The organism is Mesorhizobium sp. LSJC280B00, from assembly GCF_000502835.1.
Lineage (GTDB): Bacteria > Pseudomonadota > Alphaproteobacteria > Rhizobiales > Rhizobiaceae > Mesorhizobium.
On sequence record NZ_AYVL01000015.1, the window covers coordinates 63,177 to 88,173 of the forward strand.

21 protein-coding genes and 1 pseudogene are annotated in these 24,997 nt (G+C 63.5%); 9 read left to right on the plus strand and 13 right to left on the minus strand.

What is annotated here, in order from left to right:
- Positions 1–121 precede the first annotated feature (121 nt).
- Entirely contained in the window at positions 122–979 is an 858-nt protein-coding gene (locus X773_RS59935; protein WP_023677927.1) for a LysR substrate-binding domain-containing protein, read from the plus strand.
- A 72-nt stretch (positions 980–1,051) separates the two neighbouring features.
- Here the strand turns inward: X773_RS59935 and X773_RS59940 are convergent.
- A pseudogene (locus tag X773_RS59940) lies at positions 1,052–3,737 on the minus strand (TIGR02302 family protein).
- A 212-nt stretch (positions 3,738–3,949) separates the two neighbouring features.
- The gene (locus tag X773_RS59945) at positions 3,950–4,891 is read right to left on the minus strand and encodes a threonine/serine dehydratase (RefSeq protein WP_023677928.1); all 942 of its coding nucleotides are present in this window, start codon (positions 4,889–4,891) and stop codon (positions 3,950–3,952) included.
- A 63-nt stretch (positions 4,892–4,954) separates the two neighbouring features.
- Here X773_RS59945 and X773_RS59950 point away from each other — a divergent pair, with 63 nt between their 5' ends.
- Positions 4,955–5,257 carry a metalloregulator ArsR/SmtB family transcription factor gene (locus X773_RS59950; protein WP_023677929.1) on the plus strand — a complete coding sequence of 101 codons (303 nt, stop codon included), beginning with the start codon at positions 4,955–4,957 and terminating at the stop codon, positions 5,255–5,257.
- 10 nt (positions 5,258–5,267) lie between these two features.
- Here X773_RS59950 and lysA read toward each other — a convergent pair whose 3' ends face one another.
- From lysA to argH, 3 genes are all read right to left on the minus strand, one after another.
- Entirely contained in the window at positions 5,268–6,536 is a 1,269-nt protein-coding gene (gene lysA / locus X773_RS59955; protein WP_023677930.1) for a diaminopimelate decarboxylase, read from the minus strand.
- Between the two features lie 15 nt (positions 6,537–6,551).
- Positions 6,552–6,758 (minus strand): hypothetical protein, encoded by a 207-nt coding sequence (locus X773_RS59960; protein WP_023677931.1) that lies wholly within the window; start codon positions 6,756–6,758, stop codon positions 6,552–6,554.
- Between the two features lie 71 nt (positions 6,759–6,829).
- The gene (argH, locus tag X773_RS59965; protein WP_023677932.1) at positions 6,830–8,230 is read right to left on the minus strand and encodes an argininosuccinate lyase; all 1,401 of its coding nucleotides are present in this window, start codon (positions 8,228–8,230) and stop codon (positions 6,830–6,832) included.
- Positions 8,231–8,265: 35 nt separating this feature from the next.
- On the opposite strand from argH, the gene X773_RS59970 reads away from it, so the two are divergent.
- A complete protein-coding gene (locus X773_RS59970) occupies positions 8,266–8,949 on the plus strand; it encodes a TlpA disulfide reductase family protein (protein WP_023677933.1) in 684 nt (227 codons plus the stop codon).
- Between the two features lie 2 nt (positions 8,950–8,951).
- Here the strand turns inward: X773_RS59970 and X773_RS59975 are convergent, their stop codons facing one another.
- The gene (locus X773_RS59975; protein ID WP_023677934.1) at positions 8,952–11,384 is read right to left on the minus strand and encodes an EAL domain-containing protein; all 2,433 of its coding nucleotides are present in this window, start codon (positions 11,382–11,384) and stop codon (positions 8,952–8,954) included.
- 295 nt (positions 11,385–11,679) lie between these two features.
- Between X773_RS59975 and ugpB the strand changes: the two genes are divergently transcribed.
- The 4 genes from ugpB to ugpC all read left to right on the plus strand — a co-directional run bounded on the left by ugpB (position 11,680) and on the right by ugpC (position 15,888).
- Positions 11,680–12,990, plus strand: coding sequence for a sn-glycerol-3-phosphate ABC transporter substrate-binding protein UgpB (gene ugpB, locus X773_RS59980; protein WP_023677935.1), 1,311 nt, complete (start codon positions 11,680–11,682; stop codon positions 12,988–12,990).
- An 81-nt stretch (positions 12,991–13,071) separates the two neighbouring features.
- Positions 13,072–13,956 carry a sn-glycerol-3-phosphate ABC transporter permease UgpA gene (ugpA, locus tag X773_RS59985; RefSeq protein ID WP_023677936.1) on the plus strand — a complete coding sequence of 295 codons (885 nt, stop codon included), beginning with the start codon at positions 13,072–13,074 and terminating at the stop codon, positions 13,954–13,956.
- Positions 13,957–13,964: 8 nt separating this feature from the next.
- A complete protein-coding gene (gene ugpE / locus X773_RS59990) occupies positions 13,965–14,813 on the plus strand; it encodes a sn-glycerol-3-phosphate ABC transporter permease UgpE (RefSeq protein ID WP_023677937.1) in 849 nt (282 codons plus the stop codon).
- Between the two features lie 7 nt (positions 14,814–14,820).
- Complete coding sequence (ugpC, locus tag X773_RS59995) at positions 14,821–15,888, plus strand: sn-glycerol-3-phosphate ABC transporter ATP-binding protein UgpC (protein WP_023677938.1); 1,068 nt, start codon at positions 14,821–14,823, stop codon at positions 15,886–15,888.
- A 22-nt stretch (positions 15,889–15,910) separates the two neighbouring features.
- Here the strand turns inward: ugpC and X773_RS60000 are convergent, their stop codons facing one another.
- The 3 genes from X773_RS60000 to X773_RS60010 form a co-directional block, all read right to left on the minus strand.
- Positions 15,911–16,993, minus strand: a complete 1,083-nt coding sequence (locus X773_RS60000; protein WP_023677939.1) for an ABC transporter ATP-binding protein — start codon at positions 16,991–16,993, stop codon at positions 15,911–15,913.
- Positions 16,990–18,573, minus strand: coding sequence for an iron ABC transporter permease (locus X773_RS60005; protein ID WP_023677940.1), 1,584 nt, complete (start codon positions 18,571–18,573; stop codon positions 16,990–16,992). Before X773_RS60005 ends, X773_RS60000 begins: the two co-directional genes overlap by 4 nt.
- A gap of 169 nt (positions 18,574–18,742) precedes the next feature.
- Positions 18,743–19,750, minus strand: a complete 1,008-nt coding sequence (locus X773_RS60010) for an iron ABC transporter substrate-binding protein (protein WP_023677942.1) — start codon at positions 19,748–19,750, stop codon at positions 18,743–18,745.
- A 202-nt stretch (positions 19,751–19,952) separates the two neighbouring features.
- Between X773_RS60010 and X773_RS60015 the strand changes: the two genes are divergently transcribed.
- Positions 19,953–20,495, plus strand: a complete 543-nt coding sequence (locus X773_RS60015; RefSeq protein WP_023677943.1) for a sigma-70 family RNA polymerase sigma factor — start codon at positions 19,953–19,955, stop codon at positions 20,493–20,495.
- Position 20,496: 1 nt separating this feature from the next.
- Positions 20,497–21,135 carry an NrsF family protein gene (locus X773_RS60020; RefSeq protein WP_023677944.1) on the plus strand — a complete coding sequence of 213 codons (639 nt, stop codon included), beginning with the start codon at positions 20,497–20,499 and terminating at the stop codon, positions 21,133–21,135.
- A gap of 8 nt (positions 21,136–21,143) precedes the next feature.
- Here X773_RS60020 and X773_RS60025 read toward each other — a convergent pair whose 3' ends face one another.
- The 4 genes from X773_RS60025 to X773_RS60040 all read right to left on the minus strand — a co-directional run bounded on the left by X773_RS60025 (position 21,144) and on the right by X773_RS60040 (position 24,982).
- Positions 21,144–22,022, minus strand: coding sequence for a 3-hydroxybutyryl-CoA dehydrogenase (locus tag X773_RS60025; protein ID WP_023677945.1), 879 nt, complete (start codon positions 22,020–22,022; stop codon positions 21,144–21,146).
- Between the two features lie 114 nt (positions 22,023–22,136).
- Entirely contained in the window at positions 22,137–23,066 is a 930-nt protein-coding gene (locus X773_RS60030; protein WP_023677946.1) for an electron transfer flavoprotein subunit alpha/FixB family protein, read from the minus strand.
- Positions 23,067–23,221: 155 nt separating this feature from the next.
- Positions 23,222–23,971, minus strand: a complete 750-nt coding sequence (locus tag X773_RS60035; protein ID WP_023677947.1) for an electron transfer flavoprotein subunit beta/FixA family protein — start codon at positions 23,969–23,971, stop codon at positions 23,222–23,224.
- Positions 23,972–24,169: 198 nt separating this feature from the next.
- On the minus strand, positions 24,170–24,982 hold the full coding sequence (locus X773_RS60040; RefSeq protein WP_023677948.1) for a rhomboid family intramembrane serine protease: 813 nt from the start codon (positions 24,980–24,982) through the stop codon (positions 24,170–24,172).
- Positions 24,983–24,997 lie beyond the last annotated feature (15 nt).

A 24,997-nucleotide genomic window follows, 5' to 3' on the forward strand; every position in this document is an offset into this window, starting at 1 on the left:
TTGGTCCGCAGCCGATTTCGCGGCCGCATATCCAATGGGTAAGGCGACTATCGTCCGCCGTTTGACATGTTGCAAACGAATTGGAATGATGCCAGCAATCAGATTTTCTTATGGTGGGCACATGCGACCCAATCTCGACAGCGACCTGTTGCGCACCTTCGTGGCGGTCGCCGACACCGGCAATTTCACCAAAGCGGCGGAGCGGGCCGGCCGCACCCAGTCGGCGGTCTCGATGCAGATGAAGAGGCTCGAAGGGATGATCGGCGACAGCCTGTTCGAGCGCGGGTCGCGCGGTGTAGCGTTGACGCAGCGCGGCGGCGAACTCATCGCCAACGCCAGGCGCATCGTTTCACTGCTCGACGAGACGGCGGCATCGATGGTCGCGGCGCCGCTTGGCGGGCCGGTGCGCATCGGTATCCCGGAGGAATATGGCCACGCGATCCTGTCGCGGGCACTCGGCGCCTTTGCCAAGCGCCATCCTCAGGTCGACATCACCGTCCGCTACGCGCATTCCGGTGCGCAGATCGCGGCGCTCGCCGCCGGCGAGCTCGATCTGGCGGTGGTGTTCGAATGGCAGGATCTGTCAGGCGGTGAGGTGCTGATGCATGACCCGACCGTATGGGTGACGTCGGAGCTGCATCACATGCATGAGGAGCGGCCGGTGCCGATCGCGCTCTACAACCGTGCCGGTTGGTGCAAGGATTTCGCTATAAAGTCGCTGGAACAGCGCGGTCTCGCCTATCGTGTCGCCTACACCAGCGATACCAATGGCGGCCTGCGGCTCGCCGTCACCTCCGGGTTGGCGATTGCGCCGATCTCGCGCAGCAACATCCCGGCCGGCTGCCGCGAGCTTACGGCCGCCGACGGGTTCGGCGACATCGATTCCTCGAACGTGGTGCTGCGGCGCAATCCGAACGCTTCCGGCGAGGCCATCGACGGCATGGAAGAGGCGATCCGCGAGGCGTTCACCAACCGTTAAAACGTGCCGCTCAGTCCGGCGGTGGCGGCCTCCACGGACCGCACGGCGATCTTCCGAATATTGGGGGCAGCCTTACTTCAGCTCCAGCAACCGCTCCAGATAGCTGCGCTCGATATCGGGGCTGAGTGCGTTGCCGAGCCGCTTGCGGATCGCTTCGAGGATCTGGCGGGCACGCTGCACATCGATCTCGTCAGGCACTCTCACCGAACTTCCGTCATCGGGACCCTCGCTGGTGCGGGGCCGCCCGAGCGGGTCACGGTCGGCATTCTGCTGGCGTCCGCCCTGCCCGTTGCCGCCCTGGTCGCCTTGCATCGCCTGCAGTTGCTTCATCATGTCCTTGGCGCCCCTGCGCAAGGCTTCCAATGCGCGGCCCTGGTGACCGACGGCCTGATCGCCTTCGCCCTCGCCGAGCGCCTGTTCGGCATTGCCCATGGATTTGCCGGCCTCGCCAAACCCCTCATTGGGGTCGAGACCCATGCCTTCGAGGCTCTTCCTCAATTGATCGAGCTCGCCCTGCAGCTTGCCCTGGCCTTCCTGCAATTGCTTCAGCGCATCAGCAAATTCCTGCGGCGTCATCGGCTTCGGCCGGCCGAGCGGATCGCGGTCGTCACCCGGGCCGGGTTTGCCCTCTTCGCCCATCGGGCCTGGCTCACCGTTCTCGCCGAGCTGCTCGTCGCGGTTCTGCCCGCGCTGTTGCTGGCCGCGCTGCATCTGGTCCATACGGAAAGTGTCGTTCATCATCTCCTGCTGGCGCCGCATGATCTCGCCCAGCTTGTCCATCTGCTGGCGCATCTCGCTGTCTTGCTGGCCGCCTTGCTGCTGGCGGCCTGCCTGCAGATTGTTCATCATGTCCTGCAACTCGGACAGCAATTGCTGCGCCTGGTCGCGATTGCCGGATTTCGCCAGGTTCTCGATCTGGTCCATCATGCGGTCGATGTCGCTCTGGCGCAGTTCCTGACCGTTCTGCTGCATCTGTGGCGCATTCGGATTCTGCTGCGCCCGCGCCGCGAATTCCTGCAGGAACTGGTTCATCGCCTCGCGCAGTTCCTTCATCGCCTTCTCGATCTCTTGGTCGCTGGCGCCGTTCTTGATCGCATCCTGCAGCGCCTGCTGCGCCTGGCGCAGCCGCTTCTCGGCCGCCGACAGATTGCCTTCCTCGATGCCGAGCGCGATCTCCCAGAGGTAAGCGACCTCGTCGCGCAACTGGTCGTCGCTGTCGGCCATCTTCAGCCGGGTGCGGGCGCTCATGATGGCGAGGTAGTGCGCCATGTTGTCGAACGTGTCTTCCGGCCTGAGCGTGATTGCATCCATCAGGTCGAGCACGCGGTCCTTGGCATAGGCGTCGAGCGCCAGTATGCGGCGCTGCTCGACCACAGCCCGCGTCAACGGGTTGGAGAATGGCCGCTCCGGCATCACCAGCGTCTTGGTTTCGCTGGTCGCCGTGTGTCCGGCACCGTCGGTGGCGACAAGCGACAGCTTGACGTTGCCACCTGCCCAGACATGGTCGGTCAGATCCTTCGTCGTCTTAGCGGCATTGGCCTTGCTGCCGCGGCGCGGCAACGTCAGCGGCATTTCCGGCGGGCCATAGAGCGGATGCGCGTTGGGCACCTGCGGATCGGCCAATGCGAAAACCGCCTTGGCGGAGGCCGCGCCATAGTCGTCGTCGATCTGGTAGTTGAGTTCGAAGGCGCCGTTGACGGCGCGCTTCGGCTCGCCGACAAAGCGGATCTGCGGCGGCTTGTCGGGAATTATGGCGAAGGCCCAGCGGCCGAGCTCGCCGTCGCTGGACTGCAGCGTCAGCGTGCCGTCGGCCGTTAACTTGCCGCTGAACTGGCGCACGGTGGAAGGCGTTGCCGGACTTGCCTCAGTCTTGGCGGCTTGCGGCCCTGTCGGATCGATGGCGCGGGTGTTGCCGCCGGTGTCGGCGTAGCTCAGCGTTTCCTCGCCCGAACCGCCGGTGACGCGCAGCGACACATCGCTGCCCTCCGGAACCGTGAAGGTCGGCGGCGCTTGAGTGGCGTTGTTGGCCAGGACCGGGGCGTTCAGGAATACCGGCGGCCTGCCGGTATAGGCCGGCGGCGTCNGTGTCGTTGTGGGCCAGGACCGGGGCGTTCAGAAATCCCGGCGGCCTGCCGGTATAGGCCGGCGGCGTCACCCAGGCATCAATGCGCGGCGGCACGACGTCGCGGGCGGCACGGGCAACAAAACCGTCGCTCAGCCTGCCGCCCGATGGCCCGAATGAGAAGGCAAAGGCAGTGACCAACAAAAGCGCGGCAACGGCGCGCAGCGCCCACGGGTCGCGTTCCGGCACGCGTGTGCGCGGCACGTCGCCGCCAAGCTCGCCCAGCCGGTCCGCCATGCGCCGCTGATGCTCGCGCCACAGGGCTTGCGAAAAAATGCTTTCCTTGCCGCTCGGGCGATCGGTCTGGACCTGCACCGGGCTGTGCAGCAATCGGTTGGCCGCCTCGATGCGGCGGTCGACCTCGGCACTGGATGGCGTGCGGAAGAAACGCAGTGGATAGAGTGCGGCAAGCGCTGCGACGCCGAATGCCGTGATAAGACCGATCCGCGCCAGATCGGGCAAAAATGGGAACAGGCCGAGCCACGAAATGCTGAGGAACAGGCTGGCGACGATGACCAGTGGCAGCAGCAATGGCCAGCCGCGTTCGACGATTATCGAGACCTGCGTCCCCAGCCGGCTCAAGGCAAGGCGCCTGGCCAGACTGCGATCGCTGGTGAAAATGGGTCGTTGTGTCATCGGCCCTTCCTGGCCGGGCGGGATAGCCCAGGCCTTACGAGTCTATCGCATGGGCCCGAAAAGTCGATTTTCGGGAAGCACGATGCGAAGACCTAAAATCTTGGCGCGTACTTCGTGCGTCCAAGCGGATGCACATCGCCCTAAGGATACCAACAAACACGGCGAAGGCGAGGCGGTTCCCCAAAACGTGAACAATAATGCCCCGGATATTGTCAGAATTTCGCCGGATTGGCGTTTGCGCCGCAGACCAGTACGGCAACGCGCTCGCCTGCAGCCGGTGCGTAGCGGCCGGACAGGAGCGCCGCGAAGGCGGCCGCACCGCCCGGCTCGGAGATGATTCGCACGCGGTCCCACAGCGCCGCCTGGGCGGCGATAATGTCGTCGTCGCCGACCAGGATCGAGCGCTCGACGAATGCCTCGGCGATAGGAAACATCATTTCGCCGACACGCTTTGGCGCGAGCGAATCGGCGGCGATGCCCTCAGCCGGCGCGTCGACGGGTCGGCCCGCCTCGAAGGCGCGATGAAGCGTCGGCGCACCCTCCGGCTCGACCGCGATTATCCTGATGCGGCCGGAAAACCAGGCAGCGATGCCGCCGATCAGCCCGCCGCCGCCGACGGCGACCAGCAGGGTGTCGAGCTTCGGCAGGTCAGCCTCGATCTCGAGGCCGAGCGTGCCTTGCCCGACCAGCGTCTCCTCCTGGTTGAAGGCGTGGATCTGCAGCGCGCCGGATTTTTCGGCGAAGCTCTCGCTGGCGGCCAGCGCCTCGGCATAACGGGCGCCGCCGACGATCAGCTCGGCGCCGTAGCCGCGGATGCGGTCCAGCTTGGCCTGCGGGCTCACTTCGGGAACAAAGATGGTCGCCTTGTGGCCGAGTCGCATGGCGGCGTAGGCGACGGCGGCGCCGTGATTGCCGCCCGACGCGGCGACGACGCCGACCGCAGGAACCGGCCGTTCGAGGAGATTGGTGAACGCACCACGCGCCTTGAACGAGCCGGAATGCTGCAAGCACTCAAGCTTCAGGTCGACAGGCAGAGCCGGGCGGCCGAAATCGGCCATGTCGACGCGCAGCACCGGCGTGTGGCGCACGAAGGGCCGGATGCGGGGTTCTATCGCCGCAATGCGCTCGCGTGTGATCGTGTGGCCGTGCAGCATGATTTCACTCCCAGAGTTGACATTCAGAGTTGACATTACTTAGTAACTTGGCAAAGTGCCTAAATGCAAGAGGTCGATGTCTTCAAAGCAATCGCCAACGAGCGCAGGCTCCAGATCCTCGATTGGCTGAAGGACCCGCGCGCGCATTTTCCGCCGCAGACGGACGGCGATCTGGTCGAGGACGGCGTCTGCGCGCTGCTGATCGCGGAAAAGCTGGGGATCACCCAGGCAACGCTCAGCGAGCATATGCGCGTGCTCACCCAGGCAGGGCTTTTGCGCAGCAAGCGCATCAAGCAGTGGATATTCTATCGCCGGAATGAGGACAGAATCGCTGAGACCAGGGCGCTCATTCAGCACCGGCTGTAGCTGCAGAGTTCTACTCCAACCAGTCCGGCACCGAGTCCAGTCCGATCAGCTCGTCATAGGTCTGGCGCGGGCGCACAACGTGGAAGCGGTCGCCGTCGACCAGCACTTCCGGTACCAGCAGCCTGGTATTGTAGGTGCCGGCCTGAACGGCGCCATAGGCGCCGGCGGTGGAGACAGCGATCAGGTCGCCGGATTTCAGCCGGGGCAGGTCACGGTCGAGCCCGAGATAGTCGCCGGTCTCACAAACCGGGCCAACGACGTCGACCTTCATGCGTGGTGCAGCGGCCGGCTGCTGCGCCACCGGCCTGATGTCGTGGAAAGCGTCGTAAAGCGTCGGCCGGATCAGGTCGTTCATCGCGGCGTCTACGACGAGGAAGTTCTTGGCGTCGCCCTCCTTCACGAAGATCACCTGCGAGACCAGGATGCCGGCATTGCCGACGATCAGCCGGCCTGGCTCGAACATCACTTTCAGCCCAAGTTTGGCAACATGCTTCCTGACGATCTGGGCATAGGCATCGGGCAAAGGCGGCGGGTTGTTGTCGAGGCGGTAGGGAATGCCAAGGCCGCCGCCGACATCGATGTGCTCGATGGCATGACCGTCGGAGCGCAAGGCGCCGACCAACTCCACCAGCAGCGCAAAGGCGTCGTCGAAGGGCTGCAATTCGGTGATCTGGCTGCCGATATGGGTGTCTATGCCGGTGACCTTGATGCCCGGCAGCTCAGCCGCGCGCGCATAGACCTTCCGCGCATGCTGCCACGGAATGCCGAACTTGTTCTCGGCCTTCCCAGTCGAAATCTTCTTGTGCGTCCTGGCGTCGACATCCGGATTGATGCGCAGCGAGATCGGCGCGATCTTGCCCAGCGCGGTGGCGCGGGCCGACAGCAGCTCCAGCTCCGGTTCGGATTCGACGTTGAAACAGAGAATGCCGGCCGAGAGCGCAAAATCCATTTCGCGCGCGGTCTTGCCGACACCCGAAAACAGGATCTTGCTTGCCGGGATGCCGGCCGCCAAAGCGCGGCGCAATTCGCCCTCCGAGACCACGTCGGCGCCGGCGCCGAGCCCTGCCAGCACCCTCAGCACGGCCTGGTTGGAATTCGCCTTCATGGCATAGCAGACGAGAGCATCGAGCCCGGCAAAGGCCTCGGTGAAGACGCGAAAATGCCTGGTCAGCGTCGCCGTCGAATAACAGTAGAACGGCGTGCCGACGCTGGCGGCGATGTCTGATATCGCCACGTCCTCGGCATGCAGCGCGCCGTCGCGGTAGTCGAAATGGTTCACGAGATTGGTCCGAAATCAGAGCAGCGGGTCGAGGATGAATTTCTTGTCCTCGACAGGTTTTTCCGGCTCCGGCGGCAAAGGTTGCTTGGCCTTCTCGGCGTCCTTGCGGGCCTGCACGGCTGCCGCGTACGGCGTGTCGAGCGCAGCCTTCCTGCCGCAGGCCGCAACGGTGGCCATTGCCGCCAGCAGCGTCAGCGTCACCAAAATCCTGCTTCCGGTCATCGTGCCATCCGTCCAAAACTGTTGCCCGCAGCCGCTTCTAGCCGAGTTTTGCGGCCATTGCACCCCGCGTCTTACGCCTTGGCGAGCCGCTTTTTCCAGTAGCGGATCTGCTTGCGCACCTCGGACGGCGCGGTGCCGCCGAAGCTCGTGCGGCTCTTTACAGAATTCTGCACGGCAAGAACCGAAAACACGTCGGCGCTGATACCGGGGTGAATGGACTGCAGATCCTCCAGCGAAAGCCTGTCGAGCCCGATCTTCCTGTCCTCGGCCAGCGCCACCGCCCGGCCAGTGATATGGTGCGCCTCGCGGAACGGCAGCCCGAGCGTGCGCACCAGCCAGTCGGCGAGGTCGGTCGCAGTCGAATAGCCGGCGCCGGCCGCCTTTTTCATCGCGGCAGTGTTCACCGTCATGTCGCGCACCATGCCGGTCATTGCCGCCAGCATCAGGTCGAGCGTCTCGGCCGCGTCGAAGACGGATTCCTTGTCTTCCTGCATGTCCTTGCCATAGGTCAGCGGCATGCCCTTCATCACCGTCAGCAGGCCGACGAGGTGCCCGGTGACGCGGCCGGTCTTGCCGCGCACCAGTTCGGCAGCGTCCGGGTTCTTCTTCTGCGGCATGATCGACGAACCCGTCGAGAAACTATCCGACAGCCTGACGAAGCCGAATTGCGGCGTCGACCAGATGATGATCTCTTCGGCCAGCCGCGACAGATGCGTCGCGCAGATCGCCGCCAAGCCCAGGAACTCGAGCGCGAAATCGCGGTCCGAAACACTGTCGAGCGAATTGCGCATCGGCTCGCGGAAGCCAAGCGCCTTCGCCGTCTGGTGCCGGTCGATGGAAAAGCTGGTGCCGGCAAGGGCGGCGGCGCCGAGCGGGCTTTCATCCATCCGCTCGATGGCGTCGCGGACACGCGACAGGTCGCGTGCAAACATCTCGACATAAGCCATGCAGTGGTGGCCGAAGGTCACCGGCTGCGCCGCCTGCATGTGGGTGAAGCCCGGCATCACCGTTGCCGCATGCTCCTCGGCCCGATCCAGGAACGCCGTGATCAGGCCCTTCAGCGCCTCGGCGACACGAAAGCATTCGTCCTTGACCCACAGCCTGAGGTCGACCGCCACCTGGTCGTTGCGCGAGCGGGCGGTATGCAGGCGGCCGGCGGCGGGGCCGATCAAATCGGCCAGACGGGCCTCGACATTCATGTGGATGTCTTCCAGCCTGGTCGAGAACTCGAATGTGCCGGCCTCGATCTCTGCGAGGATCGTGTTCAGCCCGTGAGCGATTTTTTCTTGATCGGCCGCCGAAATAATGCCCGTTTGCGCCAGCATCTGGCTATGGGCGATCGAGCCGCGAATATCCTGCGCATAGAGTTTGCGGTCGAACGAGATCGACGCGTTGATCGCTTCCATGATTGCGGCCGGACCCGAGGCAAAACGTCCGCCCCACATCTGGTTGCTGGCCTTCTTGTCGTTCATCGCTATAACCCGTGCTCCGGAGCAGTTTTTCAAAAATGGCAGACGGCAATAGATTTTTCCCGGCTTTGCGTCTCATCCTCGCCGCTTTGGTTGCGGGCGTGCTGGCCGGCGCGGTCGCGGTATATGTCAGGGAAAGCAGTTCTGGCAACAAGGCGCCCGCGCAAGTGGCCGCCGGCGGCGGCAAGGACGACGTCGCCTGCGCCGCCAAGACCGACCGTGCCAAGAAGATCGCCGCCGCTGCCACCGGCCAGGTTGCCGCGCTTTTGCCGGCGGATCCGCCGCAATCGCTGAAAAGCCTTGCCTTCAACGGCCCCGACGGCAAGCCGACGACGATCGCCGATCATGCCGGCAAGACGGTGCTGCTCAATCTGTGGGCGACATGGTGCGCACCTTGCCGCGCCGAAATGCCGGCGCTCGATGCGCTGCAGAAGGAGATGGGCAGCGATGCGTTTCAGGTTGTTGCCGTCAACGTCGATGCCGGCGACGATGCCAAACCGAAGAAGTTCCTGGAGGACACCGGCGTCAAGTCGCTCGGCTACTATCGCGATGCCACGATGGCGCTGTTCAACGACGTCAAGACGCGCGGCCTGGCGCTCGGTCTGCCGGTCACCATGCTGATCGATGGGCAAGGCTGCCTGATCGCCCATATGAATGGCCCGGCCGAATGGTCGGGGCCGGATGCCAAGCGTCTGGTCGAGGCGGCGCTTCAGCCGGGATAGGCTCAGACCGTGCGCAGGCGCGGCTTGAGCACGGCAATGCTTGCGCCGCGTCGGCTGGCGGTGCGGATTGCCGGAGCGGCCACGCCCGTCAGTTCCCCGAATGTCTCGATCGGAGCCGGTTTGCCGAGGTAGTAGCCTTGCCCGATCTCGCAAGCCTCGGCGTCCAGGAACTGCAATTCACCCGGCGTCTCGATGCCTTCTGCCAGAACCGGTAGGCCGAGACCGCGTCCAAGCCCCAGCACGGCGCGAACGATCGCCGCGAACTGGGCGTTCTTGTCGACCGATTTGATGAACGACCCGTCGATCTTGATCTTGTCGAAGGGAAAGGCGCTGAGGTTGGACAGCGAAGAATAGCCGGTGCCAAAATCGTCCATCGCCACATGCACGCCAAGCGCCTTGACCTGCCTCAAGGTTGCCAGCGCGCGCGGCATGTCCTTCACCAGGGCCGTTTCGGTGATCTCCAGTTCGAGCCTGCCGGGGGCCAGGCCGGATCTCGTCAATGCGTCGTGCACCTTGCGGCTGAAGTTCGGATTGTGAAGTTGCACGGCGGAGACGTTGACGGCGACCATCAGCGGGTTTGTCCAGCGAACAGCATCGTTACAAGCCGTCGTCAGCACCCAGTCGCCTATCTGCGCGATAGCGCCACTGTCCTCGGCCACGGGGATGAAAACGGCCGGAGAAATGTCACCCCGCTCAGGGTGCTGCCAACGGACCAGGGCTTCGAAGCCGATCATCCTGCCGCCGCGGATCTCCTTCTGCGGCTGATAGACGAGGTGGAACTCCTTGCGGGCGATCGCCTGGCGCAATTCATGCTCCATCACGCGCTTGTCGCGGGCCGCGGTGCCCATGGCTATCTCGAAAAACCGATAAGTGTCCCTGCCTTCGGTTTTGGCGCGATGGAGTGCCGTGTCGGCATGGCTGATCAGGCCGGCCTGGTCTTCGGCATCCAGCGGAAAGAAGGCGATGCCGATGCTGGCCGAGACGAGGCCGGAGCCGACCGAAACCCTGTTTTCCTCCCGGATCGCCGCCAGCAAGTCCTCGGCTATCCGGCCTGCGGCCAGGGGGTCGGGGAGGTTCGGAGCTATGATGGCAAATTCATCGCCGCCGAGACGCGCGAGCATCTGTCCGTGGCGCGGGATGCCGGAAATGCAGTGCGCCAGCTTCTGCAGCATAGCATCGCCGGCCCCGTGGCCATAGAGGTCGTTGACTTGCTTGAACCGGTCAAGGTCAAGCAGCAGGAGCGCCAGATGTCCATCCTTGCCGCCACGATCCATCGAGGCGAATTCTGCTTCCAGCCGGGAAGAAAAGCTCCGCCGATTGGCAAGCCCGGTAAGCGGATCGAAATGCGCGAGGCGGAGGATCTCTTGTTCTGCCTTCTTGCGCTCACGGATGTCGCGAACGGCAAGCACCGTATGAGGCCTGCCGCAGTAGGTGATTTTCCTGGCGATCAGCTCGACAGGAATTCTCGCCCCGTCGCTGCCCCTTAACTTCGCTTCCTGCGCCTGTTCGCCGAAGCCGGACATATCGGCTGCGCTCTGTCCGTCGAAAAGCTCGCCGAATTGCATCGTGTTCAGGGTGGCTGTCGCTGTTCCGGTCAGCTTCGCCATACTGTCATTGGCGCTGACAATGCGGGTGCCATCGCAAACGATCAGACCTTCCACCGCCGCATTGGCGAGATCGTGCATGCGATCGGCCTCGAGCTTCTGGCGGCGAAAGCGCAGGTCGATCCACAGCGCGGCACCCGATAGCACAAGGATTATCAGGCTGGCGACCGCTGCGGCAAAGGCCTGGGAAATGGGCTCGATGGAATGTTCGGATATTTCAATCGAGGAATCCGGAATGATCGACACCGCAGCCATCGCGATGAAATGCAAGCTGCAAATCGCCAGCGTTAAAAGCGCGGCGCCGCCGAAAGTCGCGAGCGCTGACGGACGGCGCAAGACGACAAGGAGCGCCAGTGCCGCGAGGGTCACGCCGGCCAGAAGCGATATCGCGACAAGGAGCAGGTTCCATACGACCCGGCCTTCGACCTCGAAAGCTGCCATGCCGATGTAGTGCATCGTCGCGATGGCGCCGCCCAGAATGGCGCCACCGGCGAGGAAATGGTCGATGCCGCGGCGCAAGGTGGCGACCCACATCCCAAGCGCGGTCATGATAACGGCGGCGGCAAGCGAAAAGGCGGATAATCCCGGATTGTATGCGTTCGGTATTCCCGGCGTAAACGCGGTCATGGCGATGAAATGCGTCGCCCATATGCCGAACCCGGTCGAGGCTGCGGCGATCATCAGCCAGACAAGCCGGTTTCGCTCGGTCGATCGGCCGACATGCTTAAGGAGATTAACCGCTGAGAAGCAAGAAATTCCACAGACGAGTGCGGCAAGCGCAACCAGTCTCGGATCGTGCTGACTTACAATACAATTATAGACCGTCAGCATCCTGGTTCACTCGGTCTGCCAAAACTAACAGGGGAGGTGTGACTGATTAGTTCTTGGAGATTTTAACGAATGGTTAACCCGCGGGCCATGAGGCGGGTCTTTTCGGGGGAAAACCGACGCCGCTGCGCCGAAAAGACGGTGATGTGATTTCTTGCACCCGGTTCGGTAGCGAGTGCACTTTAGGAAGGAATGATGTTCATTGATCCGCAATAAAACCGTTGTCCGATTGTCATCAGCGCCACATATTGGCTTTGCGGAAGTGCCCCTTTCGCCAATGACAAACGGGAGATGAAACATGAAGTTCTTCGGCTTTGCGGCCGGTATCGCCGCCACCGTGACCCTGCTTTCCACCACCTCCGCCTTCGCCGTCACGCAGATCAGCTGGTGGCACGCCATGACCGGCGCCAACGCCGAGGTCGTCGCCAAGATCTCCAAGGATTTCAACGCCAGCCAGAGCGACTATGAGCTCGTTCCGGTGTTCAAGGGCACCTATCCGGAGACGCTGAATGCCGGCATCGCTGCCTTTCGTGCCGGGCAAGCGCCCGATATCCTCCAGGTGTTCGACGTCGGCACCGGCGTGATGATGGCGGCCGAGGGTGCGATAAAGCCGGTGGCCGATGTGATGACCGGCGCCGGGATGACTTTCGACAAGAGCCAGTATCTGCCCGGCATCGTCGGCTATTATTCGAAGCCGGACGGCACCATGCTATCGTTCCCCTACAACTCTTCCTCGCCGATCCTCTACTACAACAAGGACATCTTCCAGAAGGCAGGCCTCGACGTGAACAATCCGCCCAAGACGTGGAACGAGGTGTGGGAAGCTGCCAAGAAGATCAAGACGAGCGGCGCCGCCCCTTGCGGCTATACCTCGACCTGGCTGACCTGGATCCACCTGGAGAATTTCGCGGCGTGGAATGACGTGCCTTGGGCCACCCAGCAGAATGGCCTGGCCGGCGGTGATGTCGAACTCAAGATCAATGCGCCGATTTTCGTCGACCACTTCCAGGCGCTCGCTGACCTGGCCAAGGACGGCACATTCAAATATGGCGGGCGCACCTCCGAAGCCAAGCAGATATTCCTCGCCGGCGAATGCGGCATCTTCACCGAATCGTCGGGCGGCCTCGGCGATATCGTCAAGTCCGGCATGAACTATGGCATCGGCCAGCTTCCTTACGACAGTGACGCCAAGGGTGCCCCGCAGAACACGACGCCGGGCGGTGCCAGCCTGTGGGTGTTCGGCAACAAGTCGGACGAGGAATACAAGGGTGTCGCCGCCTTCTTTGCCTATCTGTCCAAGACCGATGTGCAGGAATATCTGCACCAGAAGTCGGGATACCTGCCTGTGACGCTCGCCGCGTATGAGGCGACGAAGAAATCAGGCTTCTATGACAAGAACCCCGGCCGCGAGACACCCATCCTGCAGATGATCGGCAAGTCGCCGACCGACAATTCGAAGGGCGTGCGCCTGCCGAATCTGCCGCAGGTGCGCGATATCCAGAACGAGGAGCTGGAGAAGATGCTGGCCGGCCAGCAAACCGCCCAGCAGGCACTCGACAATGCGGTTGCGCGCGGCAACGCGGCGATCAAGGAAGCGCTGGAGAACTGACGGGATTATCTCGGTTAGTCGGTCGGAATATCGCCCACGCGAGCCGGCGTGGGCGATACCTGGATAGCGAGGGAAATCAGCCTGTCTCCACGCGTCGTCTTTCCCAACAAGATCCTGCCCTACCTGCTGGTGGCGCCACAACTCGCCATCACCCTGGTTTTCTTCTACTGGCCGGCCGGTCAGGCGCTTTACCAGTCGATGCTCAGGCAAGACCCGTTCGGGCTGAAGAGCAGGTTCGTCTGGTTTGCCAATTTCCGGAAGGTGCTGGCCGATCCGGCCTACCTCAACTCGATCAAGGTCACCGTAGTGTTCTCTCTTGCGACCGCGATCGTTGCCATGGTTGTGGCCCTGCTGCTCGCGGTCATGGCCGAGAAGGCCGTGCGCGGCAAAGGCCTCTACCGCACACTGTTGATATGGCCTTACGCCGTGGCGCCGGCGATTGCCGGCATGCTTTGGCTTTTCCTGTTCAATCCCTCGATCGGCTCGTTGGCCTATTTGCTGAGAAGCCTCGGCATCGTATGGGACCCGCTGCTCAACGGCACCCACGCCATGATCCTGCTGGTGTCGGCTGCTGCCTGGAAGCAGATCAGCTACAACTTCCTGTTCTTCGTCGCCGGCCTGCAGGCGGTGCCGAAAACGCTGATCGAAGCGGCGGCCATGGACGGCGCCGGCGAAACCAAGCGCTTCTGGACCATCGTCTTCCCGCTGCTTGCGCCGACAACCTTTTTCCTGCTGGTCGTCAACACCGTCTATGCCCTGTTCGACACGTTCGGCATCGTTCATGCCGTCACCGGCGGCGGGCCGGGCAAGACGACCGAGACGCTGGTCTACAAGGTCTACAATGACGGCTTCGTCAATCTGATCCTGGGCGATTCGGCGGCGCAGTCGGTCATCCTGATGGCCATCGTCATTGCGCTCACAGCGATCCAGTTCCGCTATGTGGAACGCAAAGTCCATTACGGCTGAGGGCAGCGATGATCGGCCAGTCCCCGCTCCGCACCTTCATCGCCCATGCCGTGCTCATCCTCGGCATATTGATCGTGGCTTTTCCGATCTACTACACCTTCGTTGCCTCGACGCACACGCTGCAAACGATCCTCAGGCCGCCCCTGCCGCTCTTGCCCGGCGACCAGCTATGGAACAATTACAGCGAGGCGCTGTTCGGCGGCATCGGTCGTATCGGCGGGGTCAGCGTCGGCAGGCTGCTCCTCAACACCACGATCATGGCGCTCGGCGTTGCGGTGGGAAAGATCTTCATCTCGATCCTGTCGGCCTACGCGATTGTGTTCTTTCGCTTTCCGCTGCGCATGACCTTCTTCTGGCTGATCTTCATCACCTTGATGCTTCCAGTCGAGGTGCGCATCCTGCCGACCTACAAGGTGATGGTCGATCTCGGCATGATCGACACCTATGCCGGCCTGATCGTCCCGCTGATCGCCTCGGCCACCGCAACGCTGCTGTTTCGCCAGTTCTTCATGACCATACCGGGCGAATTGGTCGAGGCGGCGCGTGTCGACGGTGCCGGGCCATGGCGCTTCTTTTTCGATATTCTGGTGCCGCTGTCGCGGACAAACATCGCCGCGCTGTTCGTGATCCTCTTCATCTATGGCTGGACGCAGTATCTTTGGCCGCTGCTCGTCACCAACAGCAACGACATGAACACCATCGTCATCGCGCTGAGAAAGATGGTTTCCTTCGCCGATGCCGACACCCAATGGCACCTGGTGATGGTCACGGCAATGCTGGCCATCGTGCCGCCGATCCTGGTGGTCGTGCTGATGCAACGCTGGTTCGTGCGCGGTCTGGTCGAATCCGAAAAGTGAGAAGCCGATGGCGACCGTGGATCTGAAGGATGTCAGGAAAATCTATCCCAGCGGTGTCGAGGCCGTGAAGGGCGTTTCCATCGCCATTCCCGACAAGGAGCTTTGCGTGCTGGTCGGCCCCTCCGGCTGCGGCAAGTCTACGCTGCTGAGGATGATCGCCGGGCTGGAGACGATTTCTGCCGGTACTGTCGCCATCGACGGCAAGGTGGTCAACGCCATTGGCCCGACCGAGCGCGACATCGCCATGGTGTTCCAGAACTACGCGCTCTACCCACATATGAAGGTCTATGACAACATGGCCTATGGCCTGCGCAACCGCGGCACGCCGAATGACGAGATCGACAGCAGGGTACGCTCGACTGCCAAGGTGCTGGAGCTTTCGGCGCTGCTCGACCGGCGCCCGCGCGAGCTTTCCGGCGGTCAGCGCCAGCGCGTCGCCATGGGTCGCGCCATCGTACGCAACCCGAAGGTCTTCCTGTTCGACGAACCGCTGTCCAACCTCGATGCGAAATTGCGCGGGCAGATGCGCATCGAGATCAAGAATCTGCAGCGCTCGCTTGGCGTCACCTCGGTTTATGTCACGCACGACCAGCTTGAGGCGATGACGCTGGCCGACATCCTCGTCGTCATGAACGCCGGCCTGGTCGAGCAGACCGGCGCGCCGCTTGATGTGTACGAGAAACCGGCCTCGACCTTCGTCGCTTCGTTCATAGGCGCACCGCCGATGAATCTGCTGGCGCTCACAGGGGCCTCCCCAAGCTCGGTATTGGCGGACGGTACTGTGATTGGCTTGGCGCCTCGACAGGGCAAGGCAGTGACACTAGGCTTTCGTCCGGAGGACGCCGACATCACCTTCGCGACAGAGGCGCCGGCCGGCGCGCTCGCGCTGCCGGCAACAGTGGAAGCGGTCGAACCGGTCGGTGCCGAAAGCTTTCTCCATTGCGTGGCAGCCGGCAGCCGCATCGTGGTGCGCGTCTCAGGCCGCGCTAGCGCCAAGCCAGGCGACCAATTGCGCGTCGTGGCTAGGTCCGAAAAGCTGCATTGGTTCGATCAGGCGGGCAAACGGGTCGATTGAAGTCGGCCTTGCGCAAAACCGTTCAGGCAAACACATGCGCCTTGCCCGACACGGTCAGCCGGACGATCTCGCCGATCGCCGGCGCGTCCATGCCCGGCTTGCGCAGGATCAACGGCGTATTGCCGATGGCGGCGGCGTCGGGCGGATCGGGGCTGTTCAACAGACGCACCGCGATGGTGCACATCGAGCCGGCGAACTCCGATTCCGTCACCTCGCCGAACAGCATGTCCGGCGTGCCGGACATGCCTTCACGCGATGTGCGTTTCAGCAACACCTGCTCCGGCCGCAGCATGATGCGAGCGACGTCGCGCCGCTCCGAGCTGTCGACAGCGATGCGGCCGAGCGGCGAGATTGCGAAGCCATCGGCGATCCTTGCCGGCAGGACGATGGCGTCGCCAAGGAACTCGGCGACCATCCTGTCCTTCGGCTTGAAATAGAGCTCGCGCGGCGTGCCGACCTGCGAGAATTTGCCGTCGCGCATCACCGCGACCTGGCTGGCGAATGACAGCGCCTCGGCCTGGTCGTGGGTGACCAGGATGGTGGTGATGCCGGCGGTTTCAAGGAGCTCGGCCACGGCCTTGCGCATCGAGGCGCGCAGGCCGGTGTCGAGCGCCGAGAACGGCTCGTCGAGCAGCATCAGCCGCGGCTTCATGGCCATGGCGCGGGCGAGCGCGACGCGCTGCTGCTGGCCACCGGAGAGTTCGTGCGGACGGCGCTTCAGGATACCTTTGTCCAGCCCGACGACATAGGCGAGCTCGGCGATGCGCTCACTGCGCTTTTCCTCGTGACGCCCCATGCCGAAGCCGATATTGGCGGCGATGCTCAGATGCGGGAATAGAGCGCCGTCCTGCGCCACCAGCCCGATGCCGCGGCGATGCGCCGGCACGGCCGTGTCGCCATCGGCCAGCACCTCGCCATCAAGCACGATGCGGCCCTGGTCCGGCGCCTCGAAGCCGGCGATCAGCCGCAGCAAGGTGGTCTTGCCGCAACCGGACGGCCCGACGATTGCCGTACGGCTGCCGCTGGCCACGCTGAGGTCGACGCCGGCAAGTGCTGCGACGGGCCCGTAGTGCTTGTGGATGCCGCTCAGCTCGAGAAAGCTCATCGCCCGGCCATCCGCTTCGACTGGACGTAGAGCAACCAGGTCAAAGGCAGCGACATCGCCACCATGATCAGGGCATAAGGCGCCGCCGACGCATAGTCGATCTCGCCGCTATAGGACCAGAACGCCATGGCCAGCGTGCGGGTGCCGTTGGGCGCCAGCATCTGGGTTGCGGTCAATTCGTTCATGATACCCAGCGCGACCAACGCCATGCCGGCTGCGGCGCCCGGCGCCGACAGGCGGATGGTCGTCGACCACAGCGCCTTGAGCGGCGACCGGCCGAGGCTGGAGGCGGCGCGTTCGAGCTCGACCGGCGCCTGTGCGATCGACGCCCTGAGGCTAATCAGGGCGCGCGGCAGGAACATCAGCGCATAGGCGACCAGGATGGTGAACAGGGTCTGGTAGAGCGGCATGGCGATACGCACGGCGATGGTGACCAGCGCCAGGGCGATGACAACGCCGGGCAACGCGCCGACGATATAGTTGCAGCCCTCCAGGACGCGTTGCAGCCGCCCCGGCGCGCGGATCGAAATCCACGCCATCGGCATTGCCGCGACGGTGGCGAGCAGCGCGCCGGCAATTGCTAGGAACAGCGTTTGGCCAAGCGCCAGGCCGATCTCGTCGAGCCGCCAGACATCGGCGCCGCCGGCCATGAGCCAGCGGCCGATAGTGGCGAACGGCACGCCGAGCGCCAGCAGCGTGGTAATGGCAGGCAGCAGCAGGCAAGGAATGGTGGCGCGCCCAAGGCCCGTGCGCTGCTGCTGGCGCGCAGCACCCGAACCGACGCGGGCATAGCGCTCCTCGCCGCGCACCAGCACCTCCAGCCCGAGCAGCACAAGGCAGCAGGTCACCAGCACGCCGGCCAGCATGTTGGCGGCGGGACCGTTGAAGGTCGACTGAAACTGGTCGACGATCGCGGTGGTGAAGGTGTCGAAGCGGATGAAGACATAGAGCCCGTATTCGGCCAGGAGATGCAGGCCGACCAGCAGGGAGCCGCCGCAAATGGCGAGCCGGAGCTGCGGCAGCACGACACGCCTGAACACACGCCACGGGCCGAGACCAAGGGCTGCCGCTGCATCCTCGAGAGCGGGATCGAGCCGGCGCAATGCCGCCGCCACCGGCAGATAAAGGAAGGGGAAATAGGCGATGACCGACACAAGCACGCCGGCCCACAGGCCGTGCAGTCTGGGCACCATGGTGACCCAGGCGTAACTGTGGACGAAGGCCGGAATGGCGAGCGGCGCCACCGACAGCCAGGCCCATAGGCGGGCACCCGGCAGATCGCTGCGCTCGGTGAGCCAGGCCAGCGCCACCGACAGCACGATCGAGATCGGCACCGCCAACACCACCAGCAGGCTGGTGTTGACCAGAAGTTCGCCGACGCGCGGCCTGAACACCAGCGCCGCCACCGTTTCCCAGCCGGTCTGCACCGCCACCCAGACGATGAAGGCAAGCGGCAGCAGCGCGAAAAGCGAGACAAAGACGGCAGTCAACGCAATCCATGAGACCGACCAACGACGTGCCCGCACGGCCGTGGCGTCGGCCGGCAAGCCTGGGCGTGCGAGATCGATCGCGGATTGCATCAGATCAGACGTTGCGCCAGCTCCGCCCGGAGGCGGAAACGATCGGCGGCGGATAATCTCGCGGGTAGCTTGTGGTCATAGGCAAATGCCATCTTGAAAACAGAGCGCTCCTGTGGAAAGCGAATTCCCACAGGAGCGCAGTCGGTTGCCCTTTTAGGACGAACGCCGGCTAAAGCAAGCCGGCCGCCGTCATCAGGTCGGTCACCTTTTTCGAGTTCAGCGTCGTCGGGTCGACTTTCGGCGCCTGCAGATCGGCCAGCGGCGCCAGCTTCGGATTGGACTCGGCGCCCTTGCCGACTGCGTATTCGAACGAATCGCCTGTTTTCAGCACGTCCTGGCCACGATTGCCGGTGACCCATTTCAGGAAAGCCTGCGCTTCCTTCGGGTGCTTGCTCGAGGCCAGCACGCCGCCGCCGGAAATCGACACGAAAGCACCGGGATCCTGATGCTTGAAATAGTGCAACTCGACGTTCTTGCTGTTCTCGCCGGTCTTGGCCTGATCGCCGTAGTAGTAATAGTGATAGATCACGCCGCCTTCGACCTCGCCGGCATTGACCGCCTTCATCACCGTGCTGTTGCCCTTATAGGCGGTAAAATTCTCCTTCATCGCCTTCAGCCATTCGGCCGTCGCCGCCTCACCCTTGAGCTGCAGAAGCGCGCTGACGATCGCCTGGAAATCGGCGCCGGAGGGCGAAGCGGCCCAGCGGCCCTTCCAGCTCGGATCGGCGAGATCGAGCAGCGATTTGGGCAGCTGGTCGGCGCTCAGCTTGGTCTTGTTGTAGGCAAAGACGGTGCTGCGCGCGGCAACGCCGACCCATTTGCCGCTCGCCGGCTGGTACTCCTGCGGAACCTGGGCCAGCGTCTCGGTGTCGACCGGTGCGAACAGGCCGGCCGCCTCGACCAATGCCATGGCCGGCGAATTCTCCGTCAGGAATACATCGGCGGGCGAAGCGGTGCCTTCCGCAACGATCTGATTGGAGAAATCGCTGTCGCCGCCATTGCGGACGGTAACCTTGATGCCGGTTTCCTTGGTAAATCCCTCCGCCCAGGCCTTGGTCAGGTTTTCGTGCTGGGCGTTGTAAACGACGATGCCCTCGTCCTCTGCTATTGCCGGGCCGGCGATCAGGCTGATTGCAAGTGCTGTCGCACCGGCAAGGGCGGAAAGAACATATTTCATGGCGTCGTCCTCGATTTCGATGGTCTTTGGCTTGGCACGCTGCACCTACCAATACCTGACTGGTGCAGTCAACATTGCTGACCCACTCAATCGCTCAAAAGGAGCAAACTTTCGTGATGCTCAGCTAATTTGCCTTGGACATTATTTCGCCGGCCCCGTAACAAATCAGCGCCGAGAAGCGAATATCGGGGAGTGAACTCTTGTGAGCGGCAAGGACGAAGCCGAGCTTTCACGGCTGCTGCGGGCCGCGATCGCCGGAGACGAAAGGGCCTATGCCGACTTTCTGCACCGGATCGCCGCGCTCGTTCGTGGCTTTGCCCGGCGCAAGATCGTGCAGGGCGGGGTGGATCCCGAGGATGTCGTGCAGGAAACCTTGCTGGCCATTCATGTGAAACGACACACCTGGCGCCATGATGCGCCGGTGCTGCCTTGGGTCTATGCAATAGCCCGCTTCAAGCTGATCGATGCGTTCCGGCGGCGCGGTCGGCGGATCGAGATCGAGATCGACGAAATCGCCGAGACCTTTGCCGAGCCGGAATCGGAGACGGTGAGCGAGCGCGACGTCAACCGGGCGCTCGACAGCCTGCCGCCGGCACAGCGTTCCGTCGTCTCGGCCGTATCGGTCGAAGGCCGGTCAATCGGTGAGACCGCGGCCAAATTCGGCATCAGCGAGACGGCTGTGCGGGTGTCACTGCACCGCGGGCTTGCCGCCATTGCCAAACGGTTCAGGGCGGGGCGGGAATAACATGAGGACCGAAGATTTCATCAAGGCGCTCGACGCCGATGCCCGCAGCAAGGCGCTGCCGCTAGGCACCGCCTGGTGGCTTGCCGCCGGCGCGGCCATCGTGATCGCGGCCGCGGTTTTCTGGCTGACGATCGGCCCGCGCCCCGACATTGCGATCGCCATGCACACGATGCGGTTCCTGTCCAAATTCGTCTTCACGATTGCTCTTGCCGCCAGCGCCTTTGTCCTGGTGCGTGGGCTGTCGACGCCCGGTGCATCGACCGGCCGGGCGGTGAGCTGGATGGTCGCCGCGCCGCTGCTGGTGATTGTGGCTGTGATTCTCGAACTCTTCGCCGTGCCTGCGTCCGACTGGGGCACGCGCCTGGTCGGCACGAACATGGTCATCTGCCTGACCTTAATTCCGTTGATCGGGATCGGCCCGCTTGCCGTCTTTCTCGCGGTGCTGCGCCATGGCGCGCCGACAAGGCCGGTGCTTGCCGGTGCGGCCGCGGGCCTGCTTGCCGGCGGGCTGGCGGCGACCTTCTATGCGGCGCATTGCTTCGACGATTCGCCGCTTTTCGTCGGCACCTGGTATACGATCGCGGCCGCCATCCTTGCCGTGCTCGGGGCGCTCGGCGGACGACTTTTTGTGCGCTGGTAGCGAGGCGATCAGCGTGTCGGAACGGGATGCTCGCCGCGATAGTCGTAGAAGCCGCGCCCGGTCTTGCGGCCGAGCCAGCCGGCCTCGACATATTTGACCAGCAGCGGGCAGGGGCGGTATTTCGAATCCGACAGCCCGTCATGCAGCACCTGCATGATCGACAGGCAGGTATCGAGCCCGATGAAATCGGCAAGCTGCAGCGGCCCCATCGGATGGTTGGCGCCGAGCTTCATGGCGGTATCGATGGCGTCGACCGAGCCGACACCTTCATAGAGCGTGTAGATCGCCTCGTTGATCATCGGCAGCAGGATGCGGTTGACGATGAAGGCCGGGAAATCCTCCGAGACGGTGATCGTCTTGTCGAGCTGCTTCACATAGGTTTTTGCCGCCTCGAAGGTCTGGTCCTCGGTGGCGATGCCGCGCACCAGCTCGACCAGCTTCATCACCGGAACCGGATTCATGAAATGTATGCCGATGAAGCGTTCCGGCCGGTCGGTCTGCGAAGCCAGCCGTGTGATCGAGATCGATGACGTGTTCGTCGCCAGGATGGCCTCGGGGTTGAGCTGCGGGCAGAGCTGGGCATAGATCTTGCGCTTGACCGTCTCGTCCTCGGTCGCTGCTTCGATCACCAGATCGGCGCCCGCAAGGTCGGCCATGGCCGGTGCCGCCGAAATGCGCGCCATCGCCTCATTGCGCAGCTTTTCCTCGAGTTTGCCGGAGCCGACCTGACGGGCCATGTTGCCGCTGATCGTAGCGATGCCCTTTTCGATGCGGTCGGGCGAAATATCGTAAACCAGCACCTTATAGCCCGCCAGCGCCGACACATGGGCGATGCCGCCACCCATCTGGCCCGCGCCGATGATGCCGATCGTCTCGATCTTGCTCATTACCCGATCCCGTCGAGGCCTTTGCGGCCCGTTTTTTGTGCAGTGCAAACTAAAAGGGCGGGGCGACTTCGTCTACCCCACCCCTCAGAATTTAATACGCTTTGGCAGAAGGCGTCAAAGCGCCTTTTGCAGTTCCGGCAGAATGACGAAGAGATCGCCGACGAGACCGTAGTCGGCGACCTGGAAGATCGGCGCTTCCTCGTCCTTGTTGATGGCAACGATCACCTTCGAATCCTTCATGCCGGCAAGGTGCTGGATGGCACCGGAGATGCCGACGGCAATGTAAAGGTCGGGCGCCACCACCTTGCCGGTCTGGCCGACCTGCCAGTCGTTCGGCGCATAGCCGGCATCGACGGCGGCGCGAGATGCGCCGACAGCCGCACCGAGCTTGTCGGCGACCGGCAGGATGACCTCCTGGAACTTCTCGGAGGAGCCCAGCGCACGGCCGCCCGAGATGATGATCTTGGCCGAGGTCAGCTCTGGACGGTCGGTCTCGGAGAGCTTGTTCTCGACAAAGCTCGACAGGCCGGGATTGGCCGCCGCCTGGACCGTCTCGACCGGCGCGGAACCGCCCTCGGGTGCTGCCTGGAAGGAAGCGGTACGCACCGTGATGACCTTCTTGGCGTCACTGGACTGCACCGTCTGGATGGCGTTGCCGGCATAGATCGGCCGCTTGAAGGTGTCGGGCGACACGACTTCGATGATTTCAGATATCTGGGCGACATCGAGCAGCGCCGCCACGCGGGGCGCGACGTTCTTGCCCGACGAGGTCGCCGGCGCGATGATCGTCTCGTATGGCTCAGCAAGCGAAACGACGAGTGCCGCCAGCGGTTCGGCGAGACGCTCGGTCAGTTCGTCGGCGTCGGCGAGCAGCACCTTGGTGACGCCCTTGAGCTTGGCGGCGGCATCCGCTGCCGGCTTGGCACCTTTGCCGGCAACCAGCACATGCACGTCCGAACCGATCTGCAGCGCCGCCGAAAGCGCCTTGGCGGTCTGGTCGGAAAGCGCAGCGTTGTCGTGTTCGGCAATCAGAAGAATAGCCATGATGTTTTCCTGACTTTCGTCTTCGAGGCTCCTGAAATCCGGTCAGGCCGAGTCGAAAACGGTTGGTTTCGAGAACCGGAGCGGAGCGTACTTCAGTACGTGAGCACCGGAAGCGGAGAAACCGGCCGTTTGCAGGCCGGCCTCATCGGATTTCCTTAGAGCACGCCGGCTTCGTTCTTCAGCTTGTCTACCAGTTCGGCGACGCTCTTGACCTTGACGCCCGCCTTGCGGCCGCCCGGCTCCTCGGTCTTGATCACTTTAAGCCGCGGCTTGACGTCGGCGCCGTAATCGGCAGGGCTCTTCTCGTCGAGCGGCTTCTTCTTGGCCTTCATGATGTTGGGCAGAGACGCGTAGCGTGGCTGGTTCAGCCGCAAATCGGCCGTGACGATCGCCGGCATCTTCAGTTCCAGCGTCTGCAGGCCGCCATCGACCTCGCGCGTCACCGTGGCCTTGTCACCGTCGAGCACGATCTTGGAGGCGAAGGTGCCCTGCGCCCAGCCGAGAAGTGCGGCCAGCATCTGGCCGGTCTGGTTGGAATCGTCGTCGATCGCCTGCTTGCCGAGAATGACAAGACCGGGCTGTTCTGCCTCGACGACGCCCTTCAGCACCTTGGCGACGCCCAGCGGCTCAGTCTGCTCGTCGGTCTTGACCAGGATGGCGCGGTCGGCGCCCATGGCGAGCGCCGTGCGCAAGGTCTCCTGGGCCTGCTGCGGCCCGATCGACACGACGATGATCTCTTCGGCCTTGCCAGCTTCCTTCAGCCGGATCGCCTCTTCGACCGCGATCTCGTCGAACGGGTTCATCGCCATCTTGACGTTGGCGAGTTCCACCGCCGAACCGTCCGCCTTCACCCGGACCTTGACGTTCGCATCCACAACCCGCTTCACGGGCACAAGGATCTTCATTTGCCTGTCACCTCTTTCACGATAGTCTCTTCACGCTCGTCGGGCGCGCTATAGCAGCGTGCACCTCTTCAGAGTTGTCGAAAGCCGACATTCCGGACGGAATTCTGGTCTTCGCCACGCCAGTAGGGTGGCGCTTCCGTAGTTGCGGCGACCCCGCGCGTCAATATCCGGGGCGCACTCGGATCCTCGGCGAAGCACTCAAATCGGTTCAGTCCGGACCGGAAACGGCCCCCGGCCCCAGCGCGGCGCCGGCTGCGCAGGTTGTGGGTCGCTTGGCGCCGGCTCCACGGCTACGGGCACCGGACCGGCGACCACGGCCGGCTCCTCGTCTGCGCCGGCGAGTAGCGGTACGCCGCGGCTGCGCAAGACAAGCACCAGCACGGCTCCAGCGATGATGCCGCCGATATGGCAGGCCCAGGAAACCTGATCCTCGCCCCCCTGGGCGAACATGAAGATCTGGAACAGGATCCACAGGATCAGCGGGATGAAGGCCGGGATGCGCAACGGGATGCGCGCGAAGACCAGCACCCATACCTTCACCCGCGGATAAAGGATCAGATAGGCGGCGACCACACCGGCGATGGCGCCCGACGCGCCAATCAGCGGCACCGGCGAATCCCAGGCAACCAGACCCTGGAAGAAAGCGCCGGCGATGGCGCAAAGCAGGTAGAAGACGAGGTAGCGGACATGGCCGAGTGCATCCTCGACATTGTCGCCGAACACCCACAGGAACAGCATGTTGCCGCCGAGGTGGAAGATATCCGCGTGCAGGAAGGAATAGGTCAGATAGCTCAGGCTCTCCGGAATGACGACAAATTGCGGAGCGAGCTCGACGCTGTCATGCACAACCGACGGGATGAAACCGAGGCCCAGCACCGCGGCGTTGGCGAAATCCTCGCCGCCCAGTGTGGTGACAAAGTAGATCAGCACGTTGAGCGCGATCAGGCTGATCGTCACATATTGCAGCTTGATGTGCCGCAGCCGGTTGGTGTCGTAAAGCGGGATGAACATCGGGCCTCTCCCGCT